The 25,066-nt window shown below is 60.8% G+C and carries 27 protein-coding genes; 18 read left to right on the top strand and 9 right to left on the bottom strand.

What is annotated here, in order from left to right; genetic code table 11:
* The first annotated feature begins 47 nt into the window (after positions 1 to 47).
* From SM765_RS09380 to SM765_RS09360, 5 genes are all read left to right on the top strand, one after another.
* Positions 48 to 1,346 (top strand): helix-turn-helix domain-containing protein, encoded by a 1,299-nt coding sequence (locus SM765_RS09380; RefSeq protein ID WP_368981493.1) that lies wholly within the window; start codon positions 48 to 50, stop codon positions 1,344 to 1,346.
* Between the two features lie 96 nt (positions 1,347 to 1,442).
* On the top strand, positions 1,443 to 1,823 hold the full coding sequence (locus SM765_RS09375) for a response regulator transcription factor (RefSeq protein ID WP_065270541.1): 381 nt from the start codon (positions 1,443 to 1,445) through the stop codon (positions 1,821 to 1,823).
* Positions 1,824 to 1,890: 67 nt separating this feature from the next.
* Positions 1,891 to 2,283, top strand: a complete 393-nt coding sequence (locus SM765_RS09370) for a hypothetical protein (RefSeq protein ID WP_274829036.1) — start codon at positions 1,891 to 1,893, stop codon at positions 2,281 to 2,283.
* Positions 2,283 to 4,964: a sensor histidine kinase gene (locus tag SM765_RS09365; RefSeq protein WP_274835930.1), complete on the top strand. Its 2,682-nt coding sequence runs from the start codon at positions 2,283 to 2,285 to the stop codon at positions 4,962 to 4,964. Before SM765_RS09370 ends, SM765_RS09365 begins: the two co-directional genes overlap by 1 nt.
* A gap of 80 nt (positions 4,965 to 5,044) precedes the next feature.
* On the top strand, positions 5,045 to 6,370 hold the full coding sequence (locus tag SM765_RS09360; protein WP_274835929.1) for a FliM/FliN family flagellar motor switch protein: 1,326 nt from the start codon (positions 5,045 to 5,047) through the stop codon (positions 6,368 to 6,370).
* A gap of 284 nt (positions 6,371 to 6,654) precedes the next feature.
* On the opposite strand, the gene SM765_RS09355 is transcribed toward SM765_RS09360, so the two are convergent.
* From SM765_RS09355 to SM765_RS09340, 4 genes are all read right to left on the bottom strand, one after another.
* The gene (locus SM765_RS09355; RefSeq protein ID WP_274837205.1) at positions 6,655 to 7,080 is read right to left on the bottom strand and encodes a protein tyrosine phosphatase family protein; all 426 of its coding nucleotides are present in this window, start codon (positions 7,078 to 7,080) and stop codon (positions 6,655 to 6,657) included.
* Between the two features lie 10 nt (positions 7,081 to 7,090).
* Complete coding sequence (locus tag SM765_RS09350) at positions 7,091 to 7,522, bottom strand: DUF6691 family protein (protein WP_274837204.1); 432 nt, start codon at positions 7,520 to 7,522, stop codon at positions 7,091 to 7,093.
* Positions 7,522 to 7,950 (bottom strand): YeeE/YedE family protein, encoded by a 429-nt coding sequence (locus SM765_RS09345; protein WP_065270535.1) that lies wholly within the window; start codon positions 7,948 to 7,950, stop codon positions 7,522 to 7,524. The genes SM765_RS09350 and SM765_RS09345 overlap by 1 nt, the downstream gene beginning before the upstream one ends.
* A gap of 111 nt (positions 7,951 to 8,061) precedes the next feature.
* Positions 8,062 to 8,925 carry an MBL fold metallo-hydrolase gene (locus SM765_RS09340; RefSeq protein ID WP_274833421.1) on the bottom strand — a complete coding sequence of 288 codons (864 nt, stop codon included), beginning with the start codon at positions 8,923 to 8,925 and terminating at the stop codon, positions 8,062 to 8,064.
* A gap of 327 nt (positions 8,926 to 9,252) precedes the next feature.
* On the opposite strand from SM765_RS09340, the gene SM765_RS09335 reads away from it, so the two are divergent.
* On the top strand, positions 9,253 to 9,468 hold the full coding sequence (locus SM765_RS09335; RefSeq protein ID WP_065270533.1) for a hypothetical protein: 216 nt from the start codon (positions 9,253 to 9,255) through the stop codon (positions 9,466 to 9,468).
* 128 nt (positions 9,469 to 9,596) lie between these two features.
* On the opposite strand, the gene SM765_RS09330 is transcribed toward SM765_RS09335, so the two are convergent.
* Positions 9,597 to 9,815, bottom strand: coding sequence for a hypothetical protein (locus SM765_RS09330; RefSeq protein ID WP_065270532.1), 219 nt, complete (start codon positions 9,813 to 9,815; stop codon positions 9,597 to 9,599).
* A gap of 214 nt (positions 9,816 to 10,029) precedes the next feature.
* On the opposite strand from SM765_RS09330, the gene SM765_RS09325 reads away from it, so the two are divergent.
* The 5 genes from SM765_RS09325 (at position 10,030) to preA (ending at position 14,518) form a co-directional block, all read left to right on the top strand.
* Positions 10,030 to 10,293 (top strand): DUF2312 domain-containing protein, encoded by a 264-nt coding sequence (locus SM765_RS09325; RefSeq protein ID WP_065270531.1) that lies wholly within the window; start codon positions 10,030 to 10,032, stop codon positions 10,291 to 10,293.
* A 213-nt stretch (positions 10,294 to 10,506) separates the two neighbouring features.
* Complete coding sequence (locus SM765_RS09320) at positions 10,507 to 10,905, top strand: RidA family protein (protein ID WP_065270530.1); 399 nt, start codon at positions 10,507 to 10,509, stop codon at positions 10,903 to 10,905.
* 119 nt (positions 10,906 to 11,024) lie between these two features.
* Positions 11,025 to 11,669 carry a cupin domain-containing protein gene (locus SM765_RS09315; RefSeq protein WP_274837203.1) on the top strand — a complete coding sequence of 215 codons (645 nt, stop codon included), beginning with the start codon at positions 11,025 to 11,027 and terminating at the stop codon, positions 11,667 to 11,669.
* Between the two features lie 152 nt (positions 11,670 to 11,821).
* Entirely contained in the window at positions 11,822 to 13,156 is a 1,335-nt protein-coding gene (locus tag SM765_RS09310; protein ID WP_274837202.1) for an NAD(P)-dependent oxidoreductase, read from the top strand.
* A gap of 57 nt (positions 13,157 to 13,213) precedes the next feature.
* Positions 13,214 to 14,518: an NAD-dependent dihydropyrimidine dehydrogenase subunit PreA gene (gene preA, locus SM765_RS09305; RefSeq protein WP_274829050.1), complete on the top strand. Its 1,305-nt coding sequence runs from the start codon at positions 13,214 to 13,216 to the stop codon at positions 14,516 to 14,518.
* Between the two features lie 87 nt (positions 14,519 to 14,605).
* Here the strand turns inward: preA and SM765_RS09300 are convergent, their stop codons facing one another.
* Complete coding sequence (locus tag SM765_RS09300; protein ID WP_274837201.1) at positions 14,606 to 15,220, bottom strand: TetR family transcriptional regulator C-terminal domain-containing protein; 615 nt, start codon at positions 15,218 to 15,220, stop codon at positions 14,606 to 14,608.
* A 256-nt stretch (positions 15,221 to 15,476) separates the two neighbouring features.
* Here SM765_RS09300 and SM765_RS09295 point away from each other — a divergent pair, with 256 nt between their 5' ends.
* The 7 genes from SM765_RS09295 to SM765_RS09265 all read left to right on the top strand — a co-directional run bounded on the left by SM765_RS09295 (position 15,477) and on the right by SM765_RS09265 (position 22,478).
* Positions 15,477 to 16,727, top strand: coding sequence for a Zn-dependent hydrolase (locus SM765_RS09295; RefSeq protein ID WP_274837200.1), 1,251 nt, complete (start codon positions 15,477 to 15,479; stop codon positions 16,725 to 16,727).
* A 57-nt stretch (positions 16,728 to 16,784) separates the two neighbouring features.
* A complete protein-coding gene (locus SM765_RS09290) occupies positions 16,785 to 17,105 on the top strand; it encodes a hypothetical protein (RefSeq protein WP_274833427.1) in 321 nt (106 codons plus the stop codon).
* Positions 17,106 to 17,143: 38 nt separating this feature from the next.
* Complete coding sequence (gene hydA, locus SM765_RS09285; protein WP_065270523.1) at positions 17,144 to 18,598, top strand: dihydropyrimidinase; 1,455 nt, start codon at positions 17,144 to 17,146, stop codon at positions 18,596 to 18,598.
* Between the two features lie 68 nt (positions 18,599 to 18,666).
* The gene (locus tag SM765_RS09280) at positions 18,667 to 19,479 is read left to right on the top strand and encodes an ABC transporter ATP-binding protein (RefSeq protein ID WP_065270522.1); all 813 of its coding nucleotides are present in this window, start codon (positions 18,667 to 18,669) and stop codon (positions 19,477 to 19,479) included.
* 33 nt (positions 19,480 to 19,512) lie between these two features.
* A complete protein-coding gene (locus SM765_RS09275) occupies positions 19,513 to 20,430 on the top strand; it encodes an ABC transporter permease (protein ID WP_274837199.1) in 918 nt (305 codons plus the stop codon).
* Positions 20,427 to 21,272, top strand: a complete 846-nt coding sequence (locus SM765_RS09270; protein WP_274829054.1) for an ABC transporter permease — start codon at positions 20,427 to 20,429, stop codon at positions 21,270 to 21,272. Before SM765_RS09275 ends, SM765_RS09270 begins: the two co-directional genes overlap by 4 nt.
* A gap of 219 nt (positions 21,273 to 21,491) precedes the next feature.
* Positions 21,492 to 22,478 (top strand): ABC transporter substrate-binding protein, encoded by a 987-nt coding sequence (locus SM765_RS09265; RefSeq protein WP_065270519.1) that lies wholly within the window; start codon positions 21,492 to 21,494, stop codon positions 22,476 to 22,478.
* A 97-nt stretch (positions 22,479 to 22,575) separates the two neighbouring features.
* Here the strand turns inward: SM765_RS09265 and SM765_RS09260 are convergent, their stop codons facing one another.
* Genes SM765_RS09260 through SM765_RS09250 form a run of 3 tightly spaced genes read right to left on the bottom strand, consistent with a single transcriptional unit; the run spans position 22,576 to position 25,061 of the window.
* Positions 22,576 to 23,076 (bottom strand): flavin reductase family protein, encoded by a 501-nt coding sequence (locus SM765_RS09260; protein WP_065270518.1) that lies wholly within the window; start codon positions 23,074 to 23,076, stop codon positions 22,576 to 22,578.
* 15 nt (positions 23,077 to 23,091) lie between these two features.
* A complete protein-coding gene (locus tag SM765_RS09255) occupies positions 23,092 to 24,546 on the bottom strand; it encodes a 3'-5' exonuclease (RefSeq protein ID WP_274837198.1) in 1,455 nt (484 codons plus the stop codon).
* Positions 24,546 to 25,061 carry a hypothetical protein gene (locus SM765_RS09250; protein WP_274837197.1) on the bottom strand — a complete coding sequence of 172 codons (516 nt, stop codon included), beginning with the start codon at positions 25,059 to 25,061 and terminating at the stop codon, positions 24,546 to 24,548. Before SM765_RS09250 ends, SM765_RS09255 begins: the two co-directional genes overlap by 1 nt.
* Positions 25,062 to 25,066 lie beyond the last annotated feature (5 nt).

Genomic DNA, 25,066 nt, shown 5'->3' with positions numbered 1-25,066 from the left:
CCGCGGAAAGCCCTTGAAATAGCGGCCTTTTGGGAAAGACCTGTAAAATGGCACGTGACACTCTGACCGGCAGCAGAATCCGCGAACGGCGGCTCATCCTCGGGATGCGTCAGGCGGAACTTGCCCGCGCGGCCGGTATTTCGGCCTCATATCTCAATCTGATCGAACACAACAGGCGCAGAATCGGCGGCAAACTGCTGGTCGGGATCGCGCAGGTTCTGGGGGTTGAACCTTCGATGTTGAGCGAGGGCGCCGAAGCGGCGCTGATCGCCAGCCTGCGCGAAGCAGCAGCAGACAGCGGCGTGCCCGTGGCTGAGCTGGACCGGGCGGATGAGTTCGCGGGCCGGTTCCCCGGCTGGGCCGAGGTGCTGGCCACCAGTCACCGCCGTGTTGCCACGCTGGAGCGGACGGTGCAGACCCTGTCGGACCGGCTGACACACGATCCGCATCTGGCCGCTTCGCTGCACGAGGTCCTGTCGACCGCTGCGGCGATCCGCTCGACCGCGTCGATCCTGGCCGAAACCAATGAGCTGGAGCCGGAGTGGAGCGACCGGTTCCACAAGAACCTGAACGAGGATTCCCTGCGGCTGGCCGAAAGTAGCCGCGCCTTGGTGAGTTTTCTTGACGAAAGCAATACGGGCGCAGACCGGCGCGGAGTGCCGCATGAAGAGGCCGAGGCTTTCTTCCTCGCCCAAGGCTATCATTTCCCGGATTTGGAAACCGGCAGCGGCAGCCCGGAGGAATTGGTTTCTGGCGCGCCGGAACTGGTCAGCGATGCAGCAAGGCTGATCGCCCGCGGCGCACTGGAGCAATATCAGCGCGATGCCGCAGCGCTGCCGCTGGAGCCATTGCGGGTGGCACTGGACAAGGGGGGTATTCGCCCTGGGGCGCTGGCGGAACAGTTCGGCTGTGACCTGCCCACGGTGCTGCGCCGTATCGGTCTTCTGCCTTTTGAAGTGCTGGGGCAGGAGGCCGGGCTGGTGATCTGCGATGCCTCGGGCTCGATCTTGGTGCGCAAACCGGTGACCGGATTTGCACTGCCGCGTTTTGGCGCCTCATGCCCGCTCTGGCCGATTTATACCGCGTTGGCGCGCCCGCACGTGCCGGTACGCCGCAACGTGGTGCAGCAGGGGCGCTCGGCGCTGGCGTTTAAATGTTTGGCGGTGGCATGGGATCATGTGACACCGGATTTCGACAGCGATCCGCTCTATCACGCGGTGATGCTGATCCTGCCGCAAAGCGAAGTGCCGGAAGGCGCGCAACCTGTGGGCGCCAGCTGCCGGATCTGCCCGCGCCGGGGATGTCCGGCCCGCCGCGAGCCGTCGATCCTGAAGGAAGAGTTTTGACAGCTGCGGGGCTGCGCGGCTACTCTAACGTGAAACGGGCATGTGCGCCGGGACCGTTATGGGTCCGGGGAGCGGCGCTGGGAGGACCTTCTGCCAATGAGCAGACACGTAATTCTGATCGAGGATGAGCCGAATATCACTGAGGCGATCCGCTTTCTTCTGACGCGCGATGGCTGGCAGGTTGATGCCTACGCCGATGGGACCGGCGCTGTCGAGGTGATACGCGAGGCCCAGCCGGATCTGGTGATTCTGGACCTGATGCTACCGGGCAAAAGCGGGCTTGAGATCATCCGTGAGCTGCGTGAGGTCGACGGGTTTGCCTCCTTACCGGTTCTGATGCTGACCGCCCGCGGCCAGATGAAGGACCGGGAAATGGCCGAACGCGCTGGCGTGACCCGGTTCATGACCAAGCCCTTTTCCAACTCCGAGGTTCTGACAGCCGTGCGGGACCTGCACGCTCAGGCCAGCCAGGGATGACCCCGAGCGGTCGGATTTGGCACTCAACAGGAGGCAGCCTTGGCTGCCGCCCTGACCGGGGACGCTCATGATCCGGGGTGACGGGGCCGGGCGGCAGGATGAGATCTCTGCTCCCTTTGTCGAGCGGCGCACCTATCGCCGTCGCCGCCTGATGGATATTGCCCGGCTGTTGCCCATCCTGGGCGCCTTGCTGTTCCTGATGCCTTTGATGTGGCCCGACCCCGATCCCTATCCTGCGCCGGGCAGCCATGGGGGCATGGCGATGTCCTCGGCCATCATCTATATCTTTGTGGTCTGGGCGATCCTGATCGCGGTCAGCCTTGCCTTTGGAGAAGCGGTGCGCCGCTGGGCCGAACACTGGACCGCAGGCGGGCATTCCGAAGCTGAGCCCTATCAGGCACAGGACGCGGCGGTTGGTTCTGGGACAGAGCAGGGCAGCGCAGAGGCTCCGCGCGATTGATGGCCTCTCTCAATGTTCTGGTCCTGGTCTGTTTTACCTATGTTGCGCTGCTATTTCTTGTGGCCTTTCTTGCGGACCGGATGGCCAGTCGGGGGCGCAGTGCCGCCTGGATGCGCTCGCCGCTGACCTATACGCTGTCACTGTCGATCTATTGCACCGCCTGGACCTTTTATGGCGCGGTGGGATACGCAGCGCGCTCGGGGCTGGAATTCATCACCATCTATCTGGGGCCGACGCTGGTCATGCTGGGCTGGTGGTGGGGGTTGCGCAAACTGGTGCGGGTCGGGCGCAGTCAGCGCGTCACCTCCATCGCCGACCTTCTATCGGCGCGCTATGGCAAGTCCAACACGCTGGCCATCGGCGTGACCATCTTGGCCGTGATCGGGGTGACGCCATATATTTCACTGCAATTGCAGTCCATTACCCTGTCTTTTTCAATCTTCGCCGAGGCTGATCCCCTGCGCGGATATAACGAGACCAAGACGGTATTCTGGGTCTCGGCGGGCCTTGCCGTCTTTGCCATCCTGTTCGGCACCCGTAACCTCAATGCCAACGAGCGCCACCACGGGGTGGTGACGGCGATTGCGCTGGAGGCGGTGGTCAAGCTGGTCGCCCTGCTGGCAGTGGGGATCTTCGTGGTCTGGGGCATCGCTGGCGGGCTGCCAGAAACGTTTGCGCGGATTGATGCCTCGCGTATTGGCCAGTGGCAGGTGGACGGGGGCCGCTGGGCCACCATTACCTTCCTTGCCGCTGCCGCCTTTGTCTGCCTGCCGCGCATGTTTCAGGTCATGGTCGTCGAAAACGAGGACGAGCGTCATCTGCGCATAGCGGCCTGGGCATTTCCGACCTACCTGCTGCTCATGTCGATGTTCGTGGTGCCCATCGCCGCCATCGGGCTTGAGCTGCTGCCGACGGGGGCGAACCCGGATCTTTTCGTTCTGACGCTGCCGCTGCATCAGGGGCAGCAGAACCTTGCGATGCTGTCTTTCCTTGGCGGCTTTTCCTCGGCAACCTCAATGGTGATCGTAGCGGCTATGGCCCTGTCGACCATGGTGTCGAACCATATCGTGATGCCGATCTGGCTGCGGCTGCAGGGCGCGGCGGGGGCCTCGGTCTCCGGGGATGTGCGTGATGTGGTGCTGTTTACCCGCCGTGTGACCATCGCGGTGATCATGGCGCTGGGGTACTTCTATTACACGCTGTCCGGCGGCGGCGCGGCTTTGGCAGCGATCGGCCTGATTTCCTTTGCCGGGGTGGCGCAGATGCTGCCGGCGCTGGTGGGCGGCTTGTTCTGGCGCGGTGCTACCCGCAGCGGCGCCCTGGCAGGGCTGACCGTCGGCTTTGGCATCTGGGCCTATACCATGCTGCTGCCGACCCTCGGCGGAGGGGTTCTGCCCGATGCAGTGCTGGCCGAAGGTCTGTTCGGCCTGTCCTGGCTGCGCCCGCACGCCCTTTTCGGGATCGAGGCGCTGGACCCCACGGTGCATGCCGTCCTTTGGTCCATTGGGCTCAATGCCGTGGTGTTCTGCATCGTGTCGCTGGCCAGTTTCCCAAGCCCGATGGAGCGGCTGCAGGGCGCGCAATTCGTCAATGTTTTCGATCACTCATCCGGCCCGCGCGGCTGGACCGGCTCGGTGGCGCAGAGCGAAGACCTGATGGTGATGTCGCAAAGGATCCTGGGCGCCACCGAGGCACAGGCATTCTTCCAGCGCGAACTGGCCCGGCAGGGCGGTCGGGGTAGCCTTCCAGAGCCGACGCCGGTGTTCCTTGAGCGGCTGGAACGCGAGCTGAGCGCGTCGATCGGGGCGGCCGCAGCGCATGCGATGATCGGTCAGATCGTTGGTGGCTCTTCCGTTTCGGTTGAGGATCTTTTGGCGGTGGCGGATGAGACAGCGCAGATGCTGGAATATTCGAACCGTTTGGAAATGCAGTCTGCCGAATTGTCCAGGACGGCGCGCAAGCTGCGGGAAACCAACGAAAAACTGACGCAGATTTCGCGCCAGAAGGATGCTTTCCTCAGCCAGGTCAGCCACGAATTGCGCACGCCGATGACCTCGATCCGAGCCTTTTCCGAAATCCTGCGGGACGATGATACCCTGGCGCAGGAGGGAAAGGCCCGATATGCGACCATCATCCATGACGAGGCGTTGCGGCTAACGCGCCTGCTGAACGACCTGCTGGATCTTAGCGTGCTGGAAAGCGGCCAGGTCAGCCTCAACATGACCCGTGGCACGCTGAAGGAGGTGCTGGACCATGCGGTTTCCACAGCTGTAGCGGGATTTGATACCCCAATGCGGGTGCTGCGGGATCCTGCAAGTGAAGATATTAAGATTTCATCGGATCTGGACCGGCTGGCGCAGGTCTTTATCAACCTGATCGCCAATGCCCAGAAATACTGCGACGCGGAACATCCGGAGCTGAGCATCCACGTGTCCCGCGAGGGCTCGCAGGTGCTGATCGATTTCATCGACAACGGCAGCGGCATTCCGCCCGAGTTCCAGCAGATGATTTTCGAGAAGTTTTCGAGGGTTAGCCCGGAGCGGGCTGGCGGAGCGGGGCTCGGGCTGGCGATCTGCCGCGAGATTGTGCAGCGGCTGGATGGCGATATTTCCTATCTTGCAGGCGCCTCTGGCGGCGCCTTCCGGGTAACCCTTTCCGGTATCCGTGAAAAAGCCGCATAAAGCCCAGAAATAAAGATCTTGGTAACCCTCCGTAGTCTAAAACAGAGACAACAGGCGCTAAGGGTTCAGGTTCACGACGTATGTCTGACACGACGACACAGGATTCGACAGGAAGCAAGCCAGGGGTTCTTGCCCGCAAGCTGGCGGCAACCAAAGAGGGGTCGGGAGCATTCAGCAGTTCGCTGACGCTCAAGGCGCTGCGGCGGTCGCTTGCGCGGGCAGCAGCCGAGCTGTGCGAACTGCCGCTTGCGGTTCTGGCCGCACGCCAGGTGAACCGTGCGTCGGATGAACTGCCCGAGATGCTGTCTGACAAGCATCTGTTGGTTGTTCTGGATGGCCCTGATGGCCGTCTTGGCGCTGCGACAATGGACGCCGCCCTCGTGACTGCTCTGATCCAGAAGCAGACCATTGGTCAGGTCATGGGGAAAACCCCTACAGAGCGGCATTACACACCGACCGATGCTGCGATGACAGCCGATTTCCTCGAAAGCGCCTTGAAAAAGGTGGTCGTGATGTTGGAAGGCCAATCCGACCAGGCCATCTTCTCTGGCTATCAGTTTGGCGCCCAAGTCGAGGACCTGCGCAGTCTGGCCCTGGGGCTGGAAGCCGACGATTATCGCGTTCTGACCCTGACTGTTGATCTGGCCATCGGCGCCATGCAGGGCGAATTGAACCTGATCCTGCCCGAACCCACGCCCGAGGAACTGGGCAAGGGGGGCGGCTCCGGTCCGTCGCTTGGGCGCAACCTTGGGGCCATGCGGGCCGAATTGTCCGCCGTTCTTTGCAAGATGCGGGTGCCGCTCAACGAATTTTCCGGACTTAAGACCGGCGATCTGCTGCCGCTGGATCAGGCATTCCTTTATGAAACGGATCTTCAGGCGGTGAGCGGTCAGTCGATCGCTCAAGGGCGCCTTGGGCAGTTGAATGGAGCGCGCGCGGTGCGCCTCAATCAGCCGCGCACCAAGCTGGTGAATGACATGGAAGCGGATCAAGCCGGGTTTGCAGATGGTGTCGGGGCTGACGCTATGCCTGCCGCCGCTGACGAAATGCCCACGCTTGATCTTGGCATTGCAGCCGAGGATCTGCAGGACCCCTTGGACAGCGGCATGGGCGGCGGTGGTCTCGGTTCCGGTCTGGGTGGTGATTTCGATACCGGCGGTCTGGGTGATATGACCAACCTTGGTGGTGACCTCGGCTCCGATATGGGGGGAGATCTGGGTGCGGACCTGGAGAACGATTTTGCGGCGGCCCTTGGAGGAGGGGATCTTGGCGGCAACTTCGGCGGGGATCTGGGAGGTGGCCTGGGCGGCGATTTGCCCGCGTTGCCGGACACCGGGATGGATGAGTTCAACCCGGATGATGCTGCGGCGGAAATATCCAAACTGGCTGGACTTGGCTCTGGCTGACAAGGCGATCACGGCAAGCGCAGCTGAATTGCGGCCTCCCGATCCGTTCGCAACAGGATGAGCGAAACACGAGCCCGGCATATTTAGATGCCGGGTTTTGCTATTTGGGGGCACTCCTGGCCACTCCTCGTAAATGCCAGAGGGGGGCATGATCCGCAGTTCGCCCCTCGATGTCAGAGCAATGAAAAAGACCCCAGCCGTAGGGCTGAGGTCTTTGAGTGTTGTGAGTGATGGTCTTAAAAGTTGGGGGTGGGAAATAACTCTTTGATCTGTCTCGCTTCGGCTCAGGACTTGCCCGCAGCCTCAAGCGCAGGACGCAAACCATCCAGCGCGTAGCCCGCTGCTGCGGTTTTGCCGAGGATCTCATCCGCCGACATCTCCTGCGCCTGACCCAGCGCCCAGACTACCGAAGAGCGGGTGCCCGATGCGCAATAGGCCAGCACCTGACCTTCGGCGCCTTCGAAAAGCTCACGCTGGCGCGCGACGTTTTCCGGCGTCATGGTCTGATGCGTCAGCGGCAATTCTTCAAAGCGCAGCCCGGCAGCCTCGGCCGCGGCGCGGATGGCAGCGGCCTGATGGCTCGGCTGAACCTCGGAATCGGGGCGATTGCAGATCACCAGTTTGAAACCGGCTTCGGCGATTGCGGGAATGTCTTCGACCGAAATTTGCGGCGAGACGGCGTAGCGGGGCGTTATGTCACGAGCTTGCATGGGCAATCCTTTACGCCTTTGCGGCCATCCGGTCCAGTTGCACGCCGATCGGCGCAGAAGCCAGCATACCGGCCGACATGGCAGCAAGGAAAATCAGCCCACCCCAGCCGTTGTAGGTCAAAGACGCGAGTGCCGGCCCCGGGCACAGACCGGCCAAGCCCCAGCCCATGCCGAACAGAACCGAGCCGGTGATCAGCCGGTGATCCAGTTCCGGACGCGGAAGGGTCGGGAAATCGCCGCCCACCAGCGGTTTGCGGGCATGGGTCAGACGCCAGGCAAAGAACATCGGAATAACGGCGCCGCCCATCACGAAGGCCAGTGTCGGGTCCCAATTGCCAAAGACGTCCAGCCAGCCCTGCACCTTGGTGGTGTCGGTCATGCCGGAAATGAAAAGTCCGCCGCCAAACAGGCTGCCTGCGATAAGAGAAAGAAGAATACGCATCAGATCAGCCCCAGAACGTGACGGAAAATGGCCAGGGTCAGACCACCGGCCAGGATATAGAAAACGGTGGCAACGATGCCGCGCAGGGACAGTCGGGAAATTCCGCATACCCCGTGGCCGGAGGTGCAGCCATTTGCGATACGGGTTCCGACGCCAACCAGAAGGCCGGCCGCAATGATCACACCGACATTGGTGGTCATATGGGTGTCGATCTCAACGTTATAGATCGGCCAGAGGATCAGCGGGGTGACGATCACGCCGACCAGAAAAGCCAGCCGTTCCCACAGGGTGTTCCAGCCGCTGCCATCGATGAGCCCGCCAAAAATACCACTGGCGCCCATGATCCGGCCATTGCCCAAAAGGTAGACGGCACCGCCGAGGCCGATAATACCGCCTCCGACGAGGCCCCAGATCCAGTCTGTTTCCATTGTTCGCGTTTCCTTGGTCTTTGCGCTGCGGATATTCGTGCTGACAGCGCGTGTTTTGAAGCTGCAGCGCCGGGCCAACAGGGGCGCGGCGCTGCAACCGGGGTTCTGGTGTTAGATCTTGTTGACCGGGATTTTCAGGAAGACATCGCCCTGATCGTCCGGCTCGGGCATCTGGCCTGCGCGCATATTGACCTGCAGCGACGGCAGGATCAGCCGGGGCATGCCCAGCGTCGCGTCGCGGGCATCGCGCATCGACACGAAGTCTTCGATGCTTTTGCCCTGACCAATGTGAATGTTCAGCGCTTTCTGCTCTCCGACCGTGGTTTCCCAGGCGTATTCGTCCCGGCCCGGCGCCTTGTAGTCGTGGCCGACGAAAATGCGGGTTTCATCGGGCAGGGCCAGGATCTTCTGGATCGAGTTGAACAGCGTTTCGGAAGAGCCGCCGGGGAAGTCGCAGCGTGCGGTACCGAAATCGGGCATGAACAGCGTATCGCCGACAAAGGCGGCATCGCCGATAACATAGGTCAGGCAGGCCGGTGTGTGACCGGGGGTGTGCAGCACTTCGCCGCGCAGCTGGCCGATCATGAAGGTATCACCTTCCTTGAACAGCTGATCGAACTGGCTGCCGTCGCGCTGGAATTCGGTGCCTTCGTTGAAGACCTTGCCGAAGGTATCCTGGACGATGGTGATGTTCTCGCCGATACCGATCTTTCCGCCCAGGCGCTCTTGCAGATAGGGCGCGGCCGACAGGTGGTCGGCGTGCACGTGGCTTTCCAGGATCCACTCGGTTTTCAAACCTTCCGCGGTGATCCAGTCGATGATTTCATCCGCTGAGCTGGTGTCGGTCCGGCCCGCCGCATGATCGAAATCCAGAACCGAATCGATAATGGCACAGGCGCTGCCGTTGGGATCGCGGACAACATAGGAAACAGTATTGGTCGCTTCGTCGAAGAAGGCTTTGACGATAGGATTCATGATGGGGCTCTCCCTTGCGTTTCACTATACATATGTTGAAATCAGAATGTGTTTCAACCCTTCGCGTGTGGTTAACTTAGCTGTCCCGGTGGCAGGGCGGTGTTGATCTGGCTCAATCGCGTCCCGAACCGGGTCCTGCAGGGGCGCAAAACATCTATCCGGGACTGCTGTTTTTGCCGGTATTTTGGCCGGTATTTTGCCTGTCTGCTGTGCAATTTGCCCGATATTGCGCCAACCTCCGCCGATGATGACTCAAATCAAGGAGTTTTGCTGTATTTCTGTTTCAAACCCCTGCCAGAATGTTCCGCACGACAGGGAGGATGAAACATGACAGACGCAGTTTTGCTGCAGAATGCGCAGCATCTTGAAAAACAGATTCGCACCGCATCGGGGCCGGCACGTGAACGGCTGGTGGATGAATTCTTCAGCGCGCTGACCCGGCTGCGCGCTTCGGGCTCGGCCATTCCGGGCACCCTGCGCCGGGTCAAGGCCAAGCTGGAAGAAGAAGCGGTGGAAGATCAGTTCGACAATATGCCGGTCTGAGCTGCCACCACGCGGAGCGGTCATTTCAAAACTTGTAAGCAACGAAAAAGCGGATCCTTGGTAGGGTCCGCTTCAGGCGTTTTGCAGGTTCTATTGCAGGGGGCCTTGGAGTGCGCGCAGGGCAGGGGTCAGGACAGGAAAATTCCGACCATGACCAGCATCAGCCCGATCACCGACAGCAGCAAAGCGCCAAGGTTCAGCGGTAGCACGGATTGCACCACGGCGCGCAGCGCCTCGTCGTCCAGTTTCTGTCGCCGCGCCTTTGCGACGCGCAGGATGCACCAGACCAGCCCCAAGAGACCGCCCACGGACAGGGCCGCGCCCACCCAGACAAGGATTTCAAACATGCCAGTCTCCTGCGGTTTGCATGCTGCTGCGGGTAGCGGATTGGCCTTGTGGATGCAAGATGCTTGCAGGCTGAGACAGGTATCAGGGGCCCGCGCAGCGCGCAAAACATCGCCCGAAGGCACAATGGCGGGCTTTCCCGGCTTGCGGTGATCAGGCCGGACCGCTATCCCCTTTTCTCGACCGCAATGACATGCCTTGCTGACGGAGCCGCACATGGATCTGACCGAAGACGAAAAGAGTGAAAACTACCGGGTGACCGCCGGGGAACTGCGCCAGTTCATCGAACGTTTCGAACGTCTGGACGCAGAAAAGAAGGACATCGCCGAACAGCAGAAAGAGGTGATGGCCGAAGCCAAGGCGCGCGGCTATGACACCAAGGTCATGCGCAAAGTTATCGCCCTGCGCAAGCGGGACAAGGACGACATCGCCGAAGAAGAGGCGGTGCTGGACATGTATAAAGAAGCGCTTGGCATGTGACTTCCAGCCGCTTTGCAGATTGAATTCTACCGCGCATCTCCTTTCGGTGCGCGGTTTTTCTTTGGTCCCTGGTATCAGCGCCGCAGGGCGCTGCACGGAAGCCGCCCGCAATGCAAATCGCTTCAGGTATGAAATTTTAAGCTTGAAATACTTTGCGCGCTGGCGGATATTGCCAGCAGCACTGCAAACAGAACCGAATTGAGGAGACAGGCAATGCCCGCAATCAATGTGCACCCCGAAGGCTGGAAGCCGGCCAAGGGCTATGCCAATGGCATGGTCGCCGAGGGCAAACTGCTGTTCGTCGGCGGGCAGATCGGCTGGACCGCAGATCAGGTCTTTGAGGCCAAAGACTTTATAGGTCAGATGAGCCAGGCGCTGCGCAATATCCTCGATGTGGTCGAGACCGCGGGTGGCGCGGCCAGCGATATCACCCGGCTGACATGGTATGTCACCGACAAGGCGGAATATATGGCGCATCAGGCCGAAGTGGGCAAAGCCTACCGTGACGTGATGGGCTATCACTTCCCAGCCATGACGATGGTTGTGGTCTCGGCGCTGGTCGAGGATGAAGCCAAGGTCGAGATCGAAGCCACTGCGGTTCTTTCGAACTGATCTCTCTGCCGGGCCAGATGCCTTTGGTTTTGGCCCGCCGACACACAATTTGGTGAATTCGGTTGGAAATTCCCCTGGGATGTCCCAGATCTGTCCCCGACAGATGAGGGGAGTCACAGATGCGGATCAATGCCGATTTTTCACAGCGTGTCGCGGTTCACTTTGACGATATTCCCTGGGTACAAAGCCCGGCTGCCGGGGTCGAGCGGAAGATGCTTGACCGGATCGGCGAGGAAGTCGCCCGCGCCACGACCATCGTGCGCTTTGCGCCGGGCTCGTCCTTTTCCGCGCATACCCATGACGGCGGCGAGGAATACCTCGTGCTGGACGGCGTATTTCAGGACGAAACGGGGGACTTCCCGGTTGGTTCCTACGTGCGCAACCCGCCCACGTCCCGCCACGCGCCAGCAGCCGCAGATGGCGCGATGATCCTGGTGAAACTGCACCAGTTCGATCCCGAAGACCGCCAGACTGTTCATATCGACACTGCTGAGGCCCAGGATCCGCATCTGCCGCTTTACTCCGATCCGCACGAGGATGTGTGTCTGGTGAACTGGGCCCCGGGGCTGGAAGTCTCCTTCACGGCCGAGGGCGGCGCCGAGCTGTTTGTGCTGGAGGGAGGCTATCAGGATGGGGATGAAACCTTTGGCCGCTGGGACTGGCTGCGCCTGCCGCCGGGCGGGCAACTGGATGCCAAAGCGGGTCCAGATGGAGCGCGTGTCTGGATCAAATCGGGACATCTGACCGAGATGGTGAAAAACTAAGCAAGCGTCTTTCATAATATAAATCAATAGCATGTCGGCCATTCCTCAGAATTGGCCGATATTTTTTGGCTCGTCAAAAATTTTACCAGTTGATAAAAAAACAAACTGTGGCACTCTGACTTGCAGAAAAATAACAGTCAGGGAGACACCCAATGGCGAGTAGCCATCAGGCATCCGGGATCCAGGCTGGACGTTTGTCCGCCCCAGAGATCGCCGAGAATTTCGGGGATCTGCATGCCCCCTATGATCACCACGAAGCCGCCGTTGCCGCGGATCGTTGCTATTTCTGCTATGACGCGCCCTGCATGACGGCCTGTCCGACCTCGATCGATATTCCGCAGTTTATTCGCGAAATTCAGGCTGGGCATCCGACGTCAGCGGCCAAGACCATTCTGGATCAGAACATCCTTGGCGGCATGTGCGCCCGCGTTTGCCCGACCGAGACCCTGTGCGAAGAGGTCTGCGTGCGCGAAACTGCCGAAGGTAAGCCGGTCGAGATCGGCCGCCTGCAGCGCTATGCCACCGATACGCTGATGGCCAAGGGGGAGCATCCCTTCACCCGCGCCGAGGCGACGGGCAAGCGCGTTGCGGTTGTCGGCGCTGGTCCTGCGGGCCTGTCGGCCGCGCACCGTCTGGCGATGCTCGGTCACGACGTCACCGTCTATGACAGCAAGGACAAGGCCGGCGGTCTGAACGAATTCGGTATTGCCGCCTACAAGTCCACCAATGATTTTGCGGCGCGTGAAGTTGACTGGCTGCTGCAGATCGGCGGTATTTCAATGGAATACGGCAAGAAGCTCGGGTCCGAACTGTCGCTTGAGGCGCTGAAGGGCGACTTTGACGCGATGTTCCTGTCTATCGGTCTGGGCGGCGTCAACGCGCTGCGCAGCGAAGGCGAAGACAAGGACGGCGTGCGCGATGCAGTGGATTTCATCGCCGATCTGCGTCAGGCTGACGATCTGACCACGCTGCCCGTGGGGCGTAATGTCGTGGTCATTGGTGGCGGCATGACGGCGGTCGATGCCGCTGTGCAGTCGAAACTTTTGGGCGCCGAAAACGTCACCATCGCCTATCGCCGTGGCCGCGATGCCATGGGCGCAAGCCGGTTCGAACAGGATCTGGCGGCCTCCAAGGGCGTCAAGCTGATGTTCAACGTGATGCCAAAGGCGATCCATGGCAATGGTGCCGCTGCCGAGATTGAGCTGGAATACACAGAGGTCAAGGATGGCCGCGTAACCGGCACTGGCGAGACCCTGCGCCTGGCAGCGGATCAGATCTACAAGGCGATCGGTCAGACCCTTGAGGGACAGCCCGACGGGCTGGAAATCGACGGTGGCAAGATCAAGGTCACGGAAACCGGGCGGACCTCGGTTGCAGGTGTCTGGGCCGGGGGCGACTGTGCCTCGGGTGGCGAAGACCTGACCGTGACCGCCGTGGCCGAGGGCCGCGACGCCGCAATGGACATTCATTCCAGCCTGATGGGCTAAGCCAGCCGGCTGTCCCTGAAACAGGGACGGCAGGCGAGCACGAAAAGGAACAGATAAATGGCTGATCTGACAACTGAATTTCTGGGGATTAAATCTCCGAACCCGTTCTGGCTGGCCTCGGCGCCGCCGACCGACAAGGAATACAACGTCCGCCGCGCCTTTGAGGCTGGCTGGGGCGGTGTGGTCTGGAAGACCCTCGGCTCCGAAGGCCCGCCAGTGGTCAACGTCAACGGGCCGCGTTATGGCGCGATCTGGGGCGCGGACCGGCGTCTGCTGGGTCTCAACAACATTGAGCTGATCACCGACCGCAGCCTTGAGACCAACCTTGAGGAAATCACCCGCGTCAAGAAGGACTACCCAGACCGCGCGGTGATCGTCTCCATCATGGTGCCTTGCGAGGAAGAAGCCTGGAAGGCGATCCTGCCCAAGGTCGAAGCCACCGGCGCCGACGGGATCGAGCTGAACTTCGGCTGCCCGCACGGCATGGCCGAACGTGGCATGGGCTCTGCCGTGGGGCAGGTGCCGGAATACATCCAGATGGTCACGGAATGGTGCAAGAAATACTATTCCAAGCCGGTGATCGTGAAGCTGACGCCGAACATCACCGATGTACGCTTCCCGGCCCGCGCGGCCAAGGCAGGCGGCGGCGATGCGGTGAGCCTGATCAACACCATCAACTCCATCGTCTCGGTTGACCTCGACAACATGGCGCCCGAGCCGACTATCGGCGGCAAGGGTACCCACGGTGGCTATTGCGGCCCGGCGGTAAAGCCGATTGCCATGAACATGGTTGCGGAAATCGCCCGCGACCCGCAGACACATGGCCTGCCGATCTCGGCCATCGGCGGGGTCACCACCTGGAAAGATGCGGCTGAATTCATGGCGCTTGGCGCGGGTAATGTTCAGGTCTGCACCGCGGCGATGACCTATGGCTTCAACGTGGTGAAAGAGATGATCTCGGGCCTGTCCACCTGGATGGACGAAAAGGGCTACACCTCGACCCAGGACTTCATCGGCATGGCGGTTCCGAACGTGACCGACTGGCAGTATCTGGATCTGAACTATGTCGCCAAGGCGAAGATCAGCCAGGATGACTGCATCAAATGCGGTCGCTGCTTTGCCGCCTGCGAAGACACCTCGCACCAGGCCATCGAGATGAGCGAAGACCGCACATTCACGGTGAAAGATGACGAATGCGTCGCCTGTAACCTGTGTGTCAACGTCTGCCCGGTCGAAGGCTGCATCACCATGGAAGAGGTGCCCGCCGGTCAGGTCGATCTGCGCACGGGCAAGGTGGTGTCGGATCAATACGCCAACTGGACGACGCATCCGAACAACCCCTCGGCCACGGCTGCTGAGTGAGCTTTCGCCCTTAACAATCTGATAACAAATAAAGAGGGGCGCCCGGTGGGGGCGCCCCTTTTGCTCTTTCGGGTGGTGCGACGTGGTTTAACCCGTTGGCGTCAGCATGCGTCGATAGAAGGTATCCAGAAACGCAGGTGCTGCCTCGAACGGATCTTCTTCTCCCATCAGGGTGCGGACCTGAACGTCGAAATCCGCATAGTGCTGGGTCAGCGACCAGATCGAAAAAATCAGATGTTTGGGGTGGCTTGGTTGCAGTTTACCTTCGTCCATCCAGCCTCGGATCACGGCGGCTTTTTCCTCGACCAACTGTTTCAGATCGGTCGAAAGCGCCTCCAGCATCCGCGGCGCGCCTTGCACGATTTCGTTGGCAAACAGGCGGCTTTCGCGGGGGAAGTCCTGGCTCATCTGCAATTTGCGCTGCACATAGGCCAGCATTTCCTCCAGCGGCTCACCCTCGGGATCCAACTCCCGCAAGGGATCCAGCCAGGTATCCAGAAGTTCCGAGAGCAGCGCGGTGAAAATCGCCTCTTTCGACGGGAAATAGTACAGCAGATTTGGCTTCGACAGCCCGGCCTCACCCGCGATCTGATCCACGGTGGCGCCACGGAAACCATGGGTGGAAAACACCTCAAGCGCGGCGTCCAGGATGGCAGCGCGATTCTTTTTCTGAATGCGGGTTGGGGATCTGTCCTTGGGCATTGGCGGGTTTTCTGTCCTTGGGTGTCCGGGCGTCGGAAGAACGCCTCTATTTCACACATTTCACCTGTAAACCAAGTGTTTTCCCAGTCCTTGTGACGCAATTTCTTGACTGACTGCGCCCTCATGGTAGCTTGAGTTTGACCAGTTGGTCAAATCCGGTCCGAAAAGACTTTGACCAACGCTTCAAAGCCACCAAAATGGCGCCAAGCCAAAAATAGCCCGCAAAACAGACGGGACCAACAGGAAGGAAGCTGCGATGACGTCGCTTGGACAGAATCTGAAGATCAATGGCGATCGGCTGTGGGACAGTCTGATGGAGATGGCCAAGATCGGCCCCGGCGTTGCGGGCGGCAACAACCGTCAGACCCTGACCGATGAAGATGCCGAAGGGCGCGCCTTGTTCCAGAAATGGTGCGAGGATGCCGGATGCACCATGGGGCTCGATCAGATGGGCAATATGTTTGCCCGCCGCGAAGGCACCGATCCCGATGCGCTGCCGGTCTATGTGGGTTCGCACCTCGATACCCAGCCGACGGGCGGCAAATACGACGGCGTGCTTGGTGTTTTGGGCGGCCTCGAATTAATTCGCTCGCTCAACGATATGAATATCAAGACAAAACACCCCATTGTGGTGACCAATTTCACCAATGAGGAAGGCACCCGTTACGCCCCGGCGATGCTGTCGTCCGGGGTTTTTGCCGGCATCCATACACAGGACTGGGCCTATGACCGCGAAGACGCGGAAGGCAAGAAATTCGGCGATGAGCTGAAGCGGATCGGCTGGCGCGGCGACGAAGAAGTTGGTGCCCGCAAGATGCACGCCTTCTTTGAACTGCATATCGAACAGGGCCCGATCCTTGAGGCCGAAGGCAAGGATATTGGCGTTGTCACCCATGGGCAGGGGCTGAGCTGGACGCAGGTGACGATCACCGGCAAGGATGCGCACACCGGGTCGACCCCGATGCCGATGCGCCGCAATGCCGGCCTTGCCATGGCGCGGGTGCTGGATGCGGTGGACGAAATCGCATGGTCCCATGCGCCGCATGCGGTTGGTGCAGCGGGTCATATCGATGTCTTTCCCAATTCGCGCAACGTGATCCCCGGCAAAGTGGTTTTCACTGTCGATTTCCGCAGCCCCGAGCTGGAGGTGATCGAGGATATGGAACTGCGCCTGCGGGAGCAGGGACAGGAAATCGCCGATGCCATGGGCGTGCAGATCGAGTTCGAGAAGGTCGGCGGCTTTGATCCGGTGAAATTCGATGATGCATGCGTGACCGCAGTGCGCAGCGCCGCCGAGCGGCTGGGCTATTCCCACCTCGACATTATCTCGGGCGCCGGCCATGATGCCTGCTGGATCAACCGCGTGGCACCGACCGCAATGGTCATGTGCCCCTGTGTCGACGGGCTAAGCCACAATGAAGCCGAAGAGATCAGCAAGGACTGGGCCGAAGCAGGGGCAAACGTCCTGTTCCACGCCGTGGTCGAAACTGCTGAGATCGTGGAATAATCCGGTGACCCTCAAGCCCATGTTCCAGACCCTGCTGTTGCGGCGGATGGTCCTACGGTGATCGGCGCCGACCTCTCCATCCCCGATCGGATCAAACATCTGATCGAGACGGAGGTCGCCGAATTCCCGATCACCAGTAACGTGGGCTTTGAAACCCTTGCCGCCTTTCGCAGCGCACTGTGCGAGCCGGAAGAGGTCACCGTCAATTTTTCCGGCGGCCTGACACAGGACTGTTGGGCCGTCACCCAGCCGAATGGCGACTACCGGGTGATATATCTGCCGCTGGCGGGCTACTTCTCGCTTTGCGTTGAATCTGTTTTCGGCCCGCTCGACATCGGCGTACACGGACATGCAATCGGTTGTTTCAGTTCAGTCTGAAACGGATCGAACATATAAATAACAGGGAGTTAGAAACCATGAGTAAAGTCATCAAGAACGGGACCATCGTCACGGCTGACCTCACCTACAAGGCCGACGTGCTGATCGAAAACGGTGTGATCACCGAAATCGGCCCCGATCTGAAGGGTGACGAGCAGTTGGACGCGACCGGCTGTTACGTGATGCCGGGCGGGATCGACCCGCACACCCATCTGGAAATGCCTTTCATGGGGACCTATTCCTCGGATGATTTCGAAAGCGGCACCCGCGCAGGTCTGGCGGGCGGCACTACAATGGTTGTCGACTTTGCCCTGCCGAACCCGGGCGAAAGTCTGCTGGATGCGCTGAAACGCTGGGACAACAAATCGACCCGCGCCAACTGCGACTATTCCTTCCACATGGCCGTGACATGGTGGGGCGAGCAGGTCTTTGACGAGATGAAGACCGTGATCGAAACCCGCGGCATCAACACCTTCAAGCATTTCATGGCCTATAAAGGCGCGCTGATGGTGAACGATGATGAGCTGTACTCCTCGTTCCAGCGCTTGTCGGAACTGGGCGGTATCGCCATGGTGCACGCTGAAAACGGCGATGTGGTGGCCGAGCTGAGCGCCAAACTGCTGGCCGAGGGCAACAACGGCCCCGAGGGGCACGCTTATTCCCGCCCGCCGCAAGTCGAGGGCGAGGCCACCAACCGTGCCATCATGATCGCCGATATGGCCGGTGTGCCGCTTTACGTGGTGCATACCTCCTGCGAGGACAGCCACGAGGCCATCCGCCGCGCCCGCATGCAGGGCAAACGCGTCTGGGGTGAGCCGCTGATTCAGCACCTGACGTTGGATGAAAGCGAGTATTTCAACCAGGACTGGGATCACGCCGCCCGCCGGGTGATGTCGCCGCCGTTCCGCAACAAAAAGCATCAGGACAGCCTCTGGGCGGGCCTTCAGTCCGGCTCGCTGTCGGTGGTGGCCACCGACCACTGCGCCTTCTCGACCGAGCAGAAACGCTATGGCGTTGGCGATTTCACCAAGATCCCGAATGGCACCGGCGGCCTTGAAGACCGTATGCCGATGCTGTGGACCCATGGTGTTGAAACCGGCCGCCTGACGCCGAATGAATTCGTGGCCGTCACCTCGACCAACATTGCCAAGATCCTGAATTGCTATCCGAAAAAAGGTGCGGTTCTGGTGGGCGCCGATGCCGATCTGGTGGTTCTGGACCCGAACAAGACCAAGACCATCAGCGCCGAGACTCAGCAGTCGTCCATCGACTACAACGTCTTCGAAGGCAAGGAGGTCAAAGGTCTGCCGCGCTTTACTCTGACGCGCGGCCATGTCGCTGTCTACGACGGGGAAATCCGCACGCAGGAAGGCCACGGCAAATTCGTCGAGCGCGAGGCCAACACCACCGTCAACAAGGCGCTGTCGACCTGGAAAGAGCTGTCCGCGCCGCGTCCGGTGGAACGGTCCGGTATTCCGGCAACCGGCGTGTAATTGGTATCAAACAGGAGACGGGCCTCCGCACATGGTGGCCCGGCCTCCCGTCCTATTAAGGCAACGACATGAACAACGAAACGACTACCCAGGCCGGATCCCCCCAGGCCGTCGTCGAAGCGCGCAACCTGGACCTGGTGTTTGAAACCAACGACGGGCCGGTGCAGGCGCTGAAGGATGTAAACCTCACCATCAACAAGGGCGATTTCGTCAGCTTCATCGGCCCCTCGGGCTGCGGCAAGACCACCTTTTTGCGGGTGATGGCGGCGCTGGAACATCCGACCGGTGGCAGCATCACGGTTAACGGCATGACCCCGGATGAGGCGCGCCAGAAACGCGCCTATGGCTATGTGTTTCAGGCGGCGGGGCTTTATCCCTGGCGCACCATCGCCAAGAACATCAAGCTGCCGCTTGAGATCATGGGATACTCCAGGGAAGAACAGGACAAGCGCGTCGCGCAGGTCCTTGAACTGGTGGAACTTTCCGGTTTTGGCGGCAAATACCCCTGGCAATTGTCCGGCGGGATGCAGCAGCGGGCCAGTATCGCCCGCGCGCTGGCCTTTGATGCCGATATCCTGTTGATGGATGAACCCTTTGGCGCGCTGGATGAGATCGTGCGGGATCACCTCAACGAACAGCTGCTGAAGCTTTGGGCGCGTACGGACAAGACCATCGGTTTTGTCACCCACTCGATCCCCGAGGCGGTGTACCTCAGCACCAAGATCGTGGTGATGTCGCCGCGTCCGGGCCGGATCACCGATGTGATCGAAAGCACCCTGCCAAAGGAGCGGCCGCTCGATATTCGTGACAGTCAAGAGTTCATCGACATCGCGCACCGGGTGCGTGAAGGTCTGCGCGCGGGGCACTCCGATGACGCATAACGCCACGTTGAACCCGAATGGGGAGGGCAAGGCATGAAGAGCTTTTTTGCCGTTCTCACCGTTGTCGCCGCTATCATTGCCTTCTGGTATGCAGCCTGCGTTCCGATGAACATCAAGGGCGTTCTGGATCAGGCAGAACGGGCAGGGGCCGAAATCACCCCGGCGACTGCCAAGGAACGCCGTGACATGGGCACCTTTGGGTTGGTGGCGAAGAACACTTTTGCCATTGGGGACACCTGGGCGCAGGACCGCCCGCGTCTGCCCGCGCCGCATCAGGTCGCGGTGGAACTGTGGAAAACCACGGTGCAGAAAAAGGTCACCTCAAAACGTAGCCTGATCTACCACGGGCAGGTGACGCTCTCCGCGACGCTGCTGGGTTTTGCCATCGGCACGGGCCTGGGGATCCTTCTGGCCGTGGGTATCGTGCATTCTAAGGTGATGGATATGTCGGTGATGCCCTGGGCCATTGTCAGCCAGACCATTCCGATCATCGCTCTGGCACCAATGATCATCGTGGTGCTTTATTCCATAGGCGTTCAGGGGATCCTGCCAAAAGCGATCATCTCGGCCTATCTCAGTTTCTTCCCGGTCGTTGTTGGCATGGTAAAGGGCTTGCGCAGCCCCGATAGCATGCAACTCGACCTGTTGAAGACCTACAGTGCGAGCACATCGCAGGGCTTCTGGAAGCTCCGGTTGCCGTCCTCGCTGCCGTATCTCTTTGCTTCGCTCAAGATCGGCATCGCTGCCTCGCTGGTGGGGGCCATCGTCGGGGAACTCCCGACTGGTGCGGTTGCGGGCCTTGGCGCGCGGCTTCTGGCGGGCAGCTACTATGGGCAGACGGTGCAGATCTGGTCGGCGCTGTTCGCAGCGGCCATTCTTGCGGCGCTTCTGGTGGCGCTTCTGGGTCTGATCGAACGAGTTGTTCTTAAACGCATGGGGATGAGCGCATGATCGAAGTTGTTTTTGCTGCTCTGGTCTGGATTGCGGGCTGGTGGATCAACAGCCGTCTGGCCAACAGTCCCGCGGCCAAGACGCAAGCTGTGAAACTGGCCGTTCCGCTGATCTTTGGCGTGACCGTGCTGATCGTCTGGGAACTGCTTGTGCGGGGGCTTGAGGTCTCCATGGTGATCCTGCCTGCGCCTTCGCTGATCGCGGCACGTTTTGCGACCTCGATCCCGATCCTGTGGCAGGATTTCTCCCAGACCTTCATCAAGGGCGCCTTGTCCGGCTACATCATGGGCTGCGTGGCAGCGCTGCTGATGGCGGTGGCTGTGGATCGCAGCGACTTCCTGCGCCGGGGGCTGCTGCCCGTGGGTAACTTTGTCGCGGCCCTGCCGATTGTTGGTACCGCGCCCATTCTGGTGATGTGGTTCGGCTTTGACTGGCAGTCCAAGGCGGCGGTTGTCGTGGTGATGGTTTTCTTCCCGATGCTGGTGAACACGGTTGCCGGTCTTCGGGAAACCTCGGCCATGCAGCGCGACCTGATGCAAACCTACGCGGCCAGCTATTGGCAGAGCTTTTTCAAGCTGCGCCTGCCGGCTGCGCTGCCCTTCATCTTCAACGGGCTGAAGATTTCCACGACGCTTGCGCTGGTTGGCGCAATCGTTGCGGAGTTCTTTGGCTCACCCACCGTGGGCATGGGCTTCCGTATTTCCACCAGTGTCGGCCAGCTGGCGCTGGATATGGTCTGGGCCGAAATCCTGGTGGCCGCGCTGGCCGGGTCCGCCTTTTACGGCGTGATCGCACTGGTCGAGAAAACACTGACTTTCTGGCACCCTTCGCAGCGGGGCTGAAGAGTGATCCACCACCCGGAAATACGTCTTCGGGTAGTGGCAAGAACGGCGCTGCGGCCCATGGTTGAACGGTAAAAATGCCGCGCATAACATGGGCGCAGCGCGCTGCTTAATCCTTGCGCGCGGGCAGCGATGCCCAAGTTTGATATGGTAAAAAAACTTTGAACAAATGGTCAAATTCGCGCAAGCTCTATCCATAACAACAGGGAGAACCTACCAATGAAACACATTCTGACAGCCGCCGCGCTGGCGCTTGGCGCAGCCGGAGCCGCGCAGGCAGCCGACGACGTTAAGCTGCAGTTGAAATGGGTGACACAGGCACAGTTCGCTGGCTATTACGTGGCGCTCGACAAAGGGTTTTACGAAGAAGAAGACCTGAACGTCACCATCCTGCCCGGCGGCCCGGACATCGCTCCGACGCAGGTGATCGCAGGTGGCGGCGCTGACGTGACCGTCGAATGGATGCCTGCCGCGCTTGCCGCCCGCGAAAAGGGCCTGCCGCTGGTCAATATCGCACAGCCGTTCAAATCCTCGGGCATGATGCTGACCTGCTGGAAAGACACCGGCATTTCCGAGCCTGCGGACCTGGCCAACCGGACCCTGGGCGTGTGGTTCTTCGGCAATGAGTTCCCCTTCATGAGCTGGATGAGCAAGCTGGGCATCTCCACCGAAGGCAAGGGTGAGATGGGCGTCGAAGTGCTGAAGCAGGGTTTCAACGTGGATCCGCTGCTGCAGCGTCAGGCCGACTGCATCTCGACCATGACTTATAACGAATACTGGCAGGTCATCGACGCAGGCGTCTCCCCGGATGAGCTGGTGACCTTCAAGTACGAAGATCAGGGCGTCGCGACGCTGGAAGACGGTCTTTATGTGCTTGAGGAAAACCTCAGCGACGAAGCCTTCACCGACAAGATGGAGCGTTTCGTGCGCGCCTCGATGAAAGGCTGGAAATACGCCGAGTCGAACCCGGACGAAGCGGCTGAGATCGTTCTGGACAACGATGCCTCGGGCGCACAGACCGAAATGCACCAGAAGCGCATGATGAGCGAAGTTGCCAAGCTGACCGCAGGCAGCAACGGCGCGCTGGATGTGGCCGACTATGAGCGTACGGTTGAAACCCTGCTGACAGGCGGTTCTGCCCCGGTGATCACCAAGACGCCCGAGGGCGCCTGGACCCATGCCATCACCGATGCAGCCCTGAAATAAGGCTTTTCGGGCACGTCCCGGACAAAACTGACCCGCCGCTGCGCTCTGCAGTGGCGGGTTTTTTCATGCCTGTGTGGTTGAAGCCTGGGCTGGCGCCTCAGGATTGCTCCAGGAACCCACCGTAAAGACCCTGTTTGAAAACCAGCCCTTTGCCCGCCTGCCTGGTGAAGCCGGTCACCTGGCCGAGGATGATCGTGTGATCGCCCGCGTGATGGGCGCTGTGGGCGGCGCAGTCAAACCGCGCGATCACTCCATCAAGGTGTGGTGTCCCATCCTCGGCGGCTTGCCAGTCGACCGGGGCGAAATCATCGCCGCTGCGGGCGAAATGGATCGCCAGATCCAGTTGGTCCTGCGCCATCACATGAATGGAAAATCGCTGCGCCGAAACAAAGGCATCGTGCCGCAGGGAACTGCGCGCCGGGCACCAGAGCAGAAGGGGCGGATCCATCGACACCGAGGTGAAACTGTTGGCGGTGATCGCCAGCGGCCCGTTTTCCGTCAAGGTGGTGATCACGGTGACGCCAGTCGCGAAACATCCCAGTGCGTCGCGATAGGCCCGGAGAGTCTCCGGGCCGGGGGTGATTGTGGTTTCCGGCATGTCGCGCGCCTTCTGTCAGGTCTTGCTCCCGACCTGCCATGCGTCGCCCTGTTTGTCCACAGGGTTCAGGTCCTGCAAAAGACGACCGTGCTGGCGTGTCTGCGCGATCACATCCCCCAGCGTGGTAAACCCGCGCGCTTCCAGCATCGGTAGCATCCGGCACATGACCTCGGCTGTGGCGCGGGCATCGCCAAGCGCGGTATGTCGCAGCGCCGCCGGGATGGTCACATCTAGCCTCTCACAGAGCGCATCCAGCGTATGCGGCACCGAGGCGCCGAACAGAACCGCGCTCAGCAGCACCGTATCCAGCACCGGGTGATCCCATGTCAGGCCACTTTCCTTGGCGGCGCGGCGCAGGAATGCCATGTCAAAGGGCGCATTATGCGCGACGATTACCGCGTCCGTCGCGAAATGATGGAAGGTGGCAGAAACGCTTGTGATGTCGGGGGCGTTTTTCACCATGGCATCGGTGACGCCATGCACCCGGGTGGAGGCCGCCGGGATCGGCGCGCGGGGATTGACCAGAAGGTCCAGAGTTTCACCTTCGACGATGCGGCCGCGCAGAACCCGCAGCGCACCCAACTGCACAACGTGGTCCTTATGCGGCAGCAGACCGGTGGTTTCGGTGTCAAACACGGCAAAGGACAGATCGGAAAGGGGCCTGTCCTCGATCCTGCGCGCCTCAGGGTTGAGCAGGGCAAAGTCATAGATCAGCGGGCGGGCGGCCTCGGGTGGGATTTCCGCCTCGGCGCTGTCAAAGATCACCACGTAACCGTGCGAATCCCCGAGCGGTTTCAGCTGCACGCCATAGGTCTGGCGCCCATCGGTGCCGGTGATACGGGCGCTGACCTCCTTGCCGGTGCGGATCATCTTCTTATGGGCGGCCTCCAGCAGGTCGCGTTCGAGGTAGTCACCCAGCGAGGCGCCAAGGCGGGCAGGGGCGATCTGGGACAGAACCGCCGCGGCCTGCGCGTCATATAGAACGATCCGGTGATCGGGCGCCGCCATCACGGTAGCAACGGGAACCTCGGAGAGTAGCGTTGTCAGCCGGGCCTTTTCCGCCTCCAGCCGCGCGGTCTCGCGGGCGATGGCCTCGGCGGTGGATAGGGTCGCAGCGCCCAGCTGCCCAGCCAGATCCGAGGCCGCCGGGGCCAGATCGCCAAGGTAGCGTGCGGTGTTTTGATCCAGCGCGGAGGTGACGCCACCATGGGCCCGTGCGCGCAGATGCGCGGCCAGCCGTTCGATCGGCTTGGCGACGTTTTCATCAAACAGCAGCCAGATCCCGGCGCAGATCCCAAGGATGGCAAAGAGGCTGAGCGCGCCGGAAAACACGAAGGCATCCAAAAGCTCTGGCGCGGCGGCCCGGGTATAACCGATCCACAGGGCGACCACGACGGCGGCGATTGCGGCAAGCGCGATCAGGCAGAAAAACAGGAAGATCCGCAGTCTGAGGCTCAGCCGTGTCAGCATCAGACCGTTCCGCAGAATGTGGTCAGAAGGCCGTCGTTTTCGGGCGGGGTGATCCAGTCAACTGCCGCATCACTCGTCCCAATGGCGCTGCCCGAGGCCACCACGGCGCGGCGCCAGCCGGTGCAGTCCAGCCGCGCGGTCAGGGTGCTGACAGGGGACCAGCGGCCAAAGAAATAGACTTCTGCCAGATATTGCCCGGGCAGCTCGGCATGGCGTTTCGCGCTGGCCACATCAACCGCGGCGAACCGTTCAGTATAGGGCACAAGATAGGTCCAGGGCCGGTAAAGGCTGCGGTTCTGACCGGTTTCAGCCACCACGACCCCATCGGGCAGGGAAGCGCGGATGCGATCATACCAGCCGTATTCCGAAGCAATCGTAACGCCGATCATTGCCAGGGCAGCGGCCACAGGCGCCAGCCATTTTGGCAGCCGTCCGCCGCTGATCCGTCCCGCCAGCATGACGACGCCTGCGACGGCAATACCGGCAAAAATCACCGCGATCAGTTCCAGAAACATCCGTG

This window comes from Pseudophaeobacter sp. 1A09344 (genome assembly GCF_041008745.1).
Taxonomy (GTDB): Bacteria; Pseudomonadota; Alphaproteobacteria; order Rhodobacterales; family Rhodobacteraceae; genus Phycobacter; species Phycobacter gallaeciensis_A.
The sequence above is the reverse complement of the archived record's forward strand: the minus strand, read 5'-3'. Positions and strand labels throughout refer to the sequence as shown.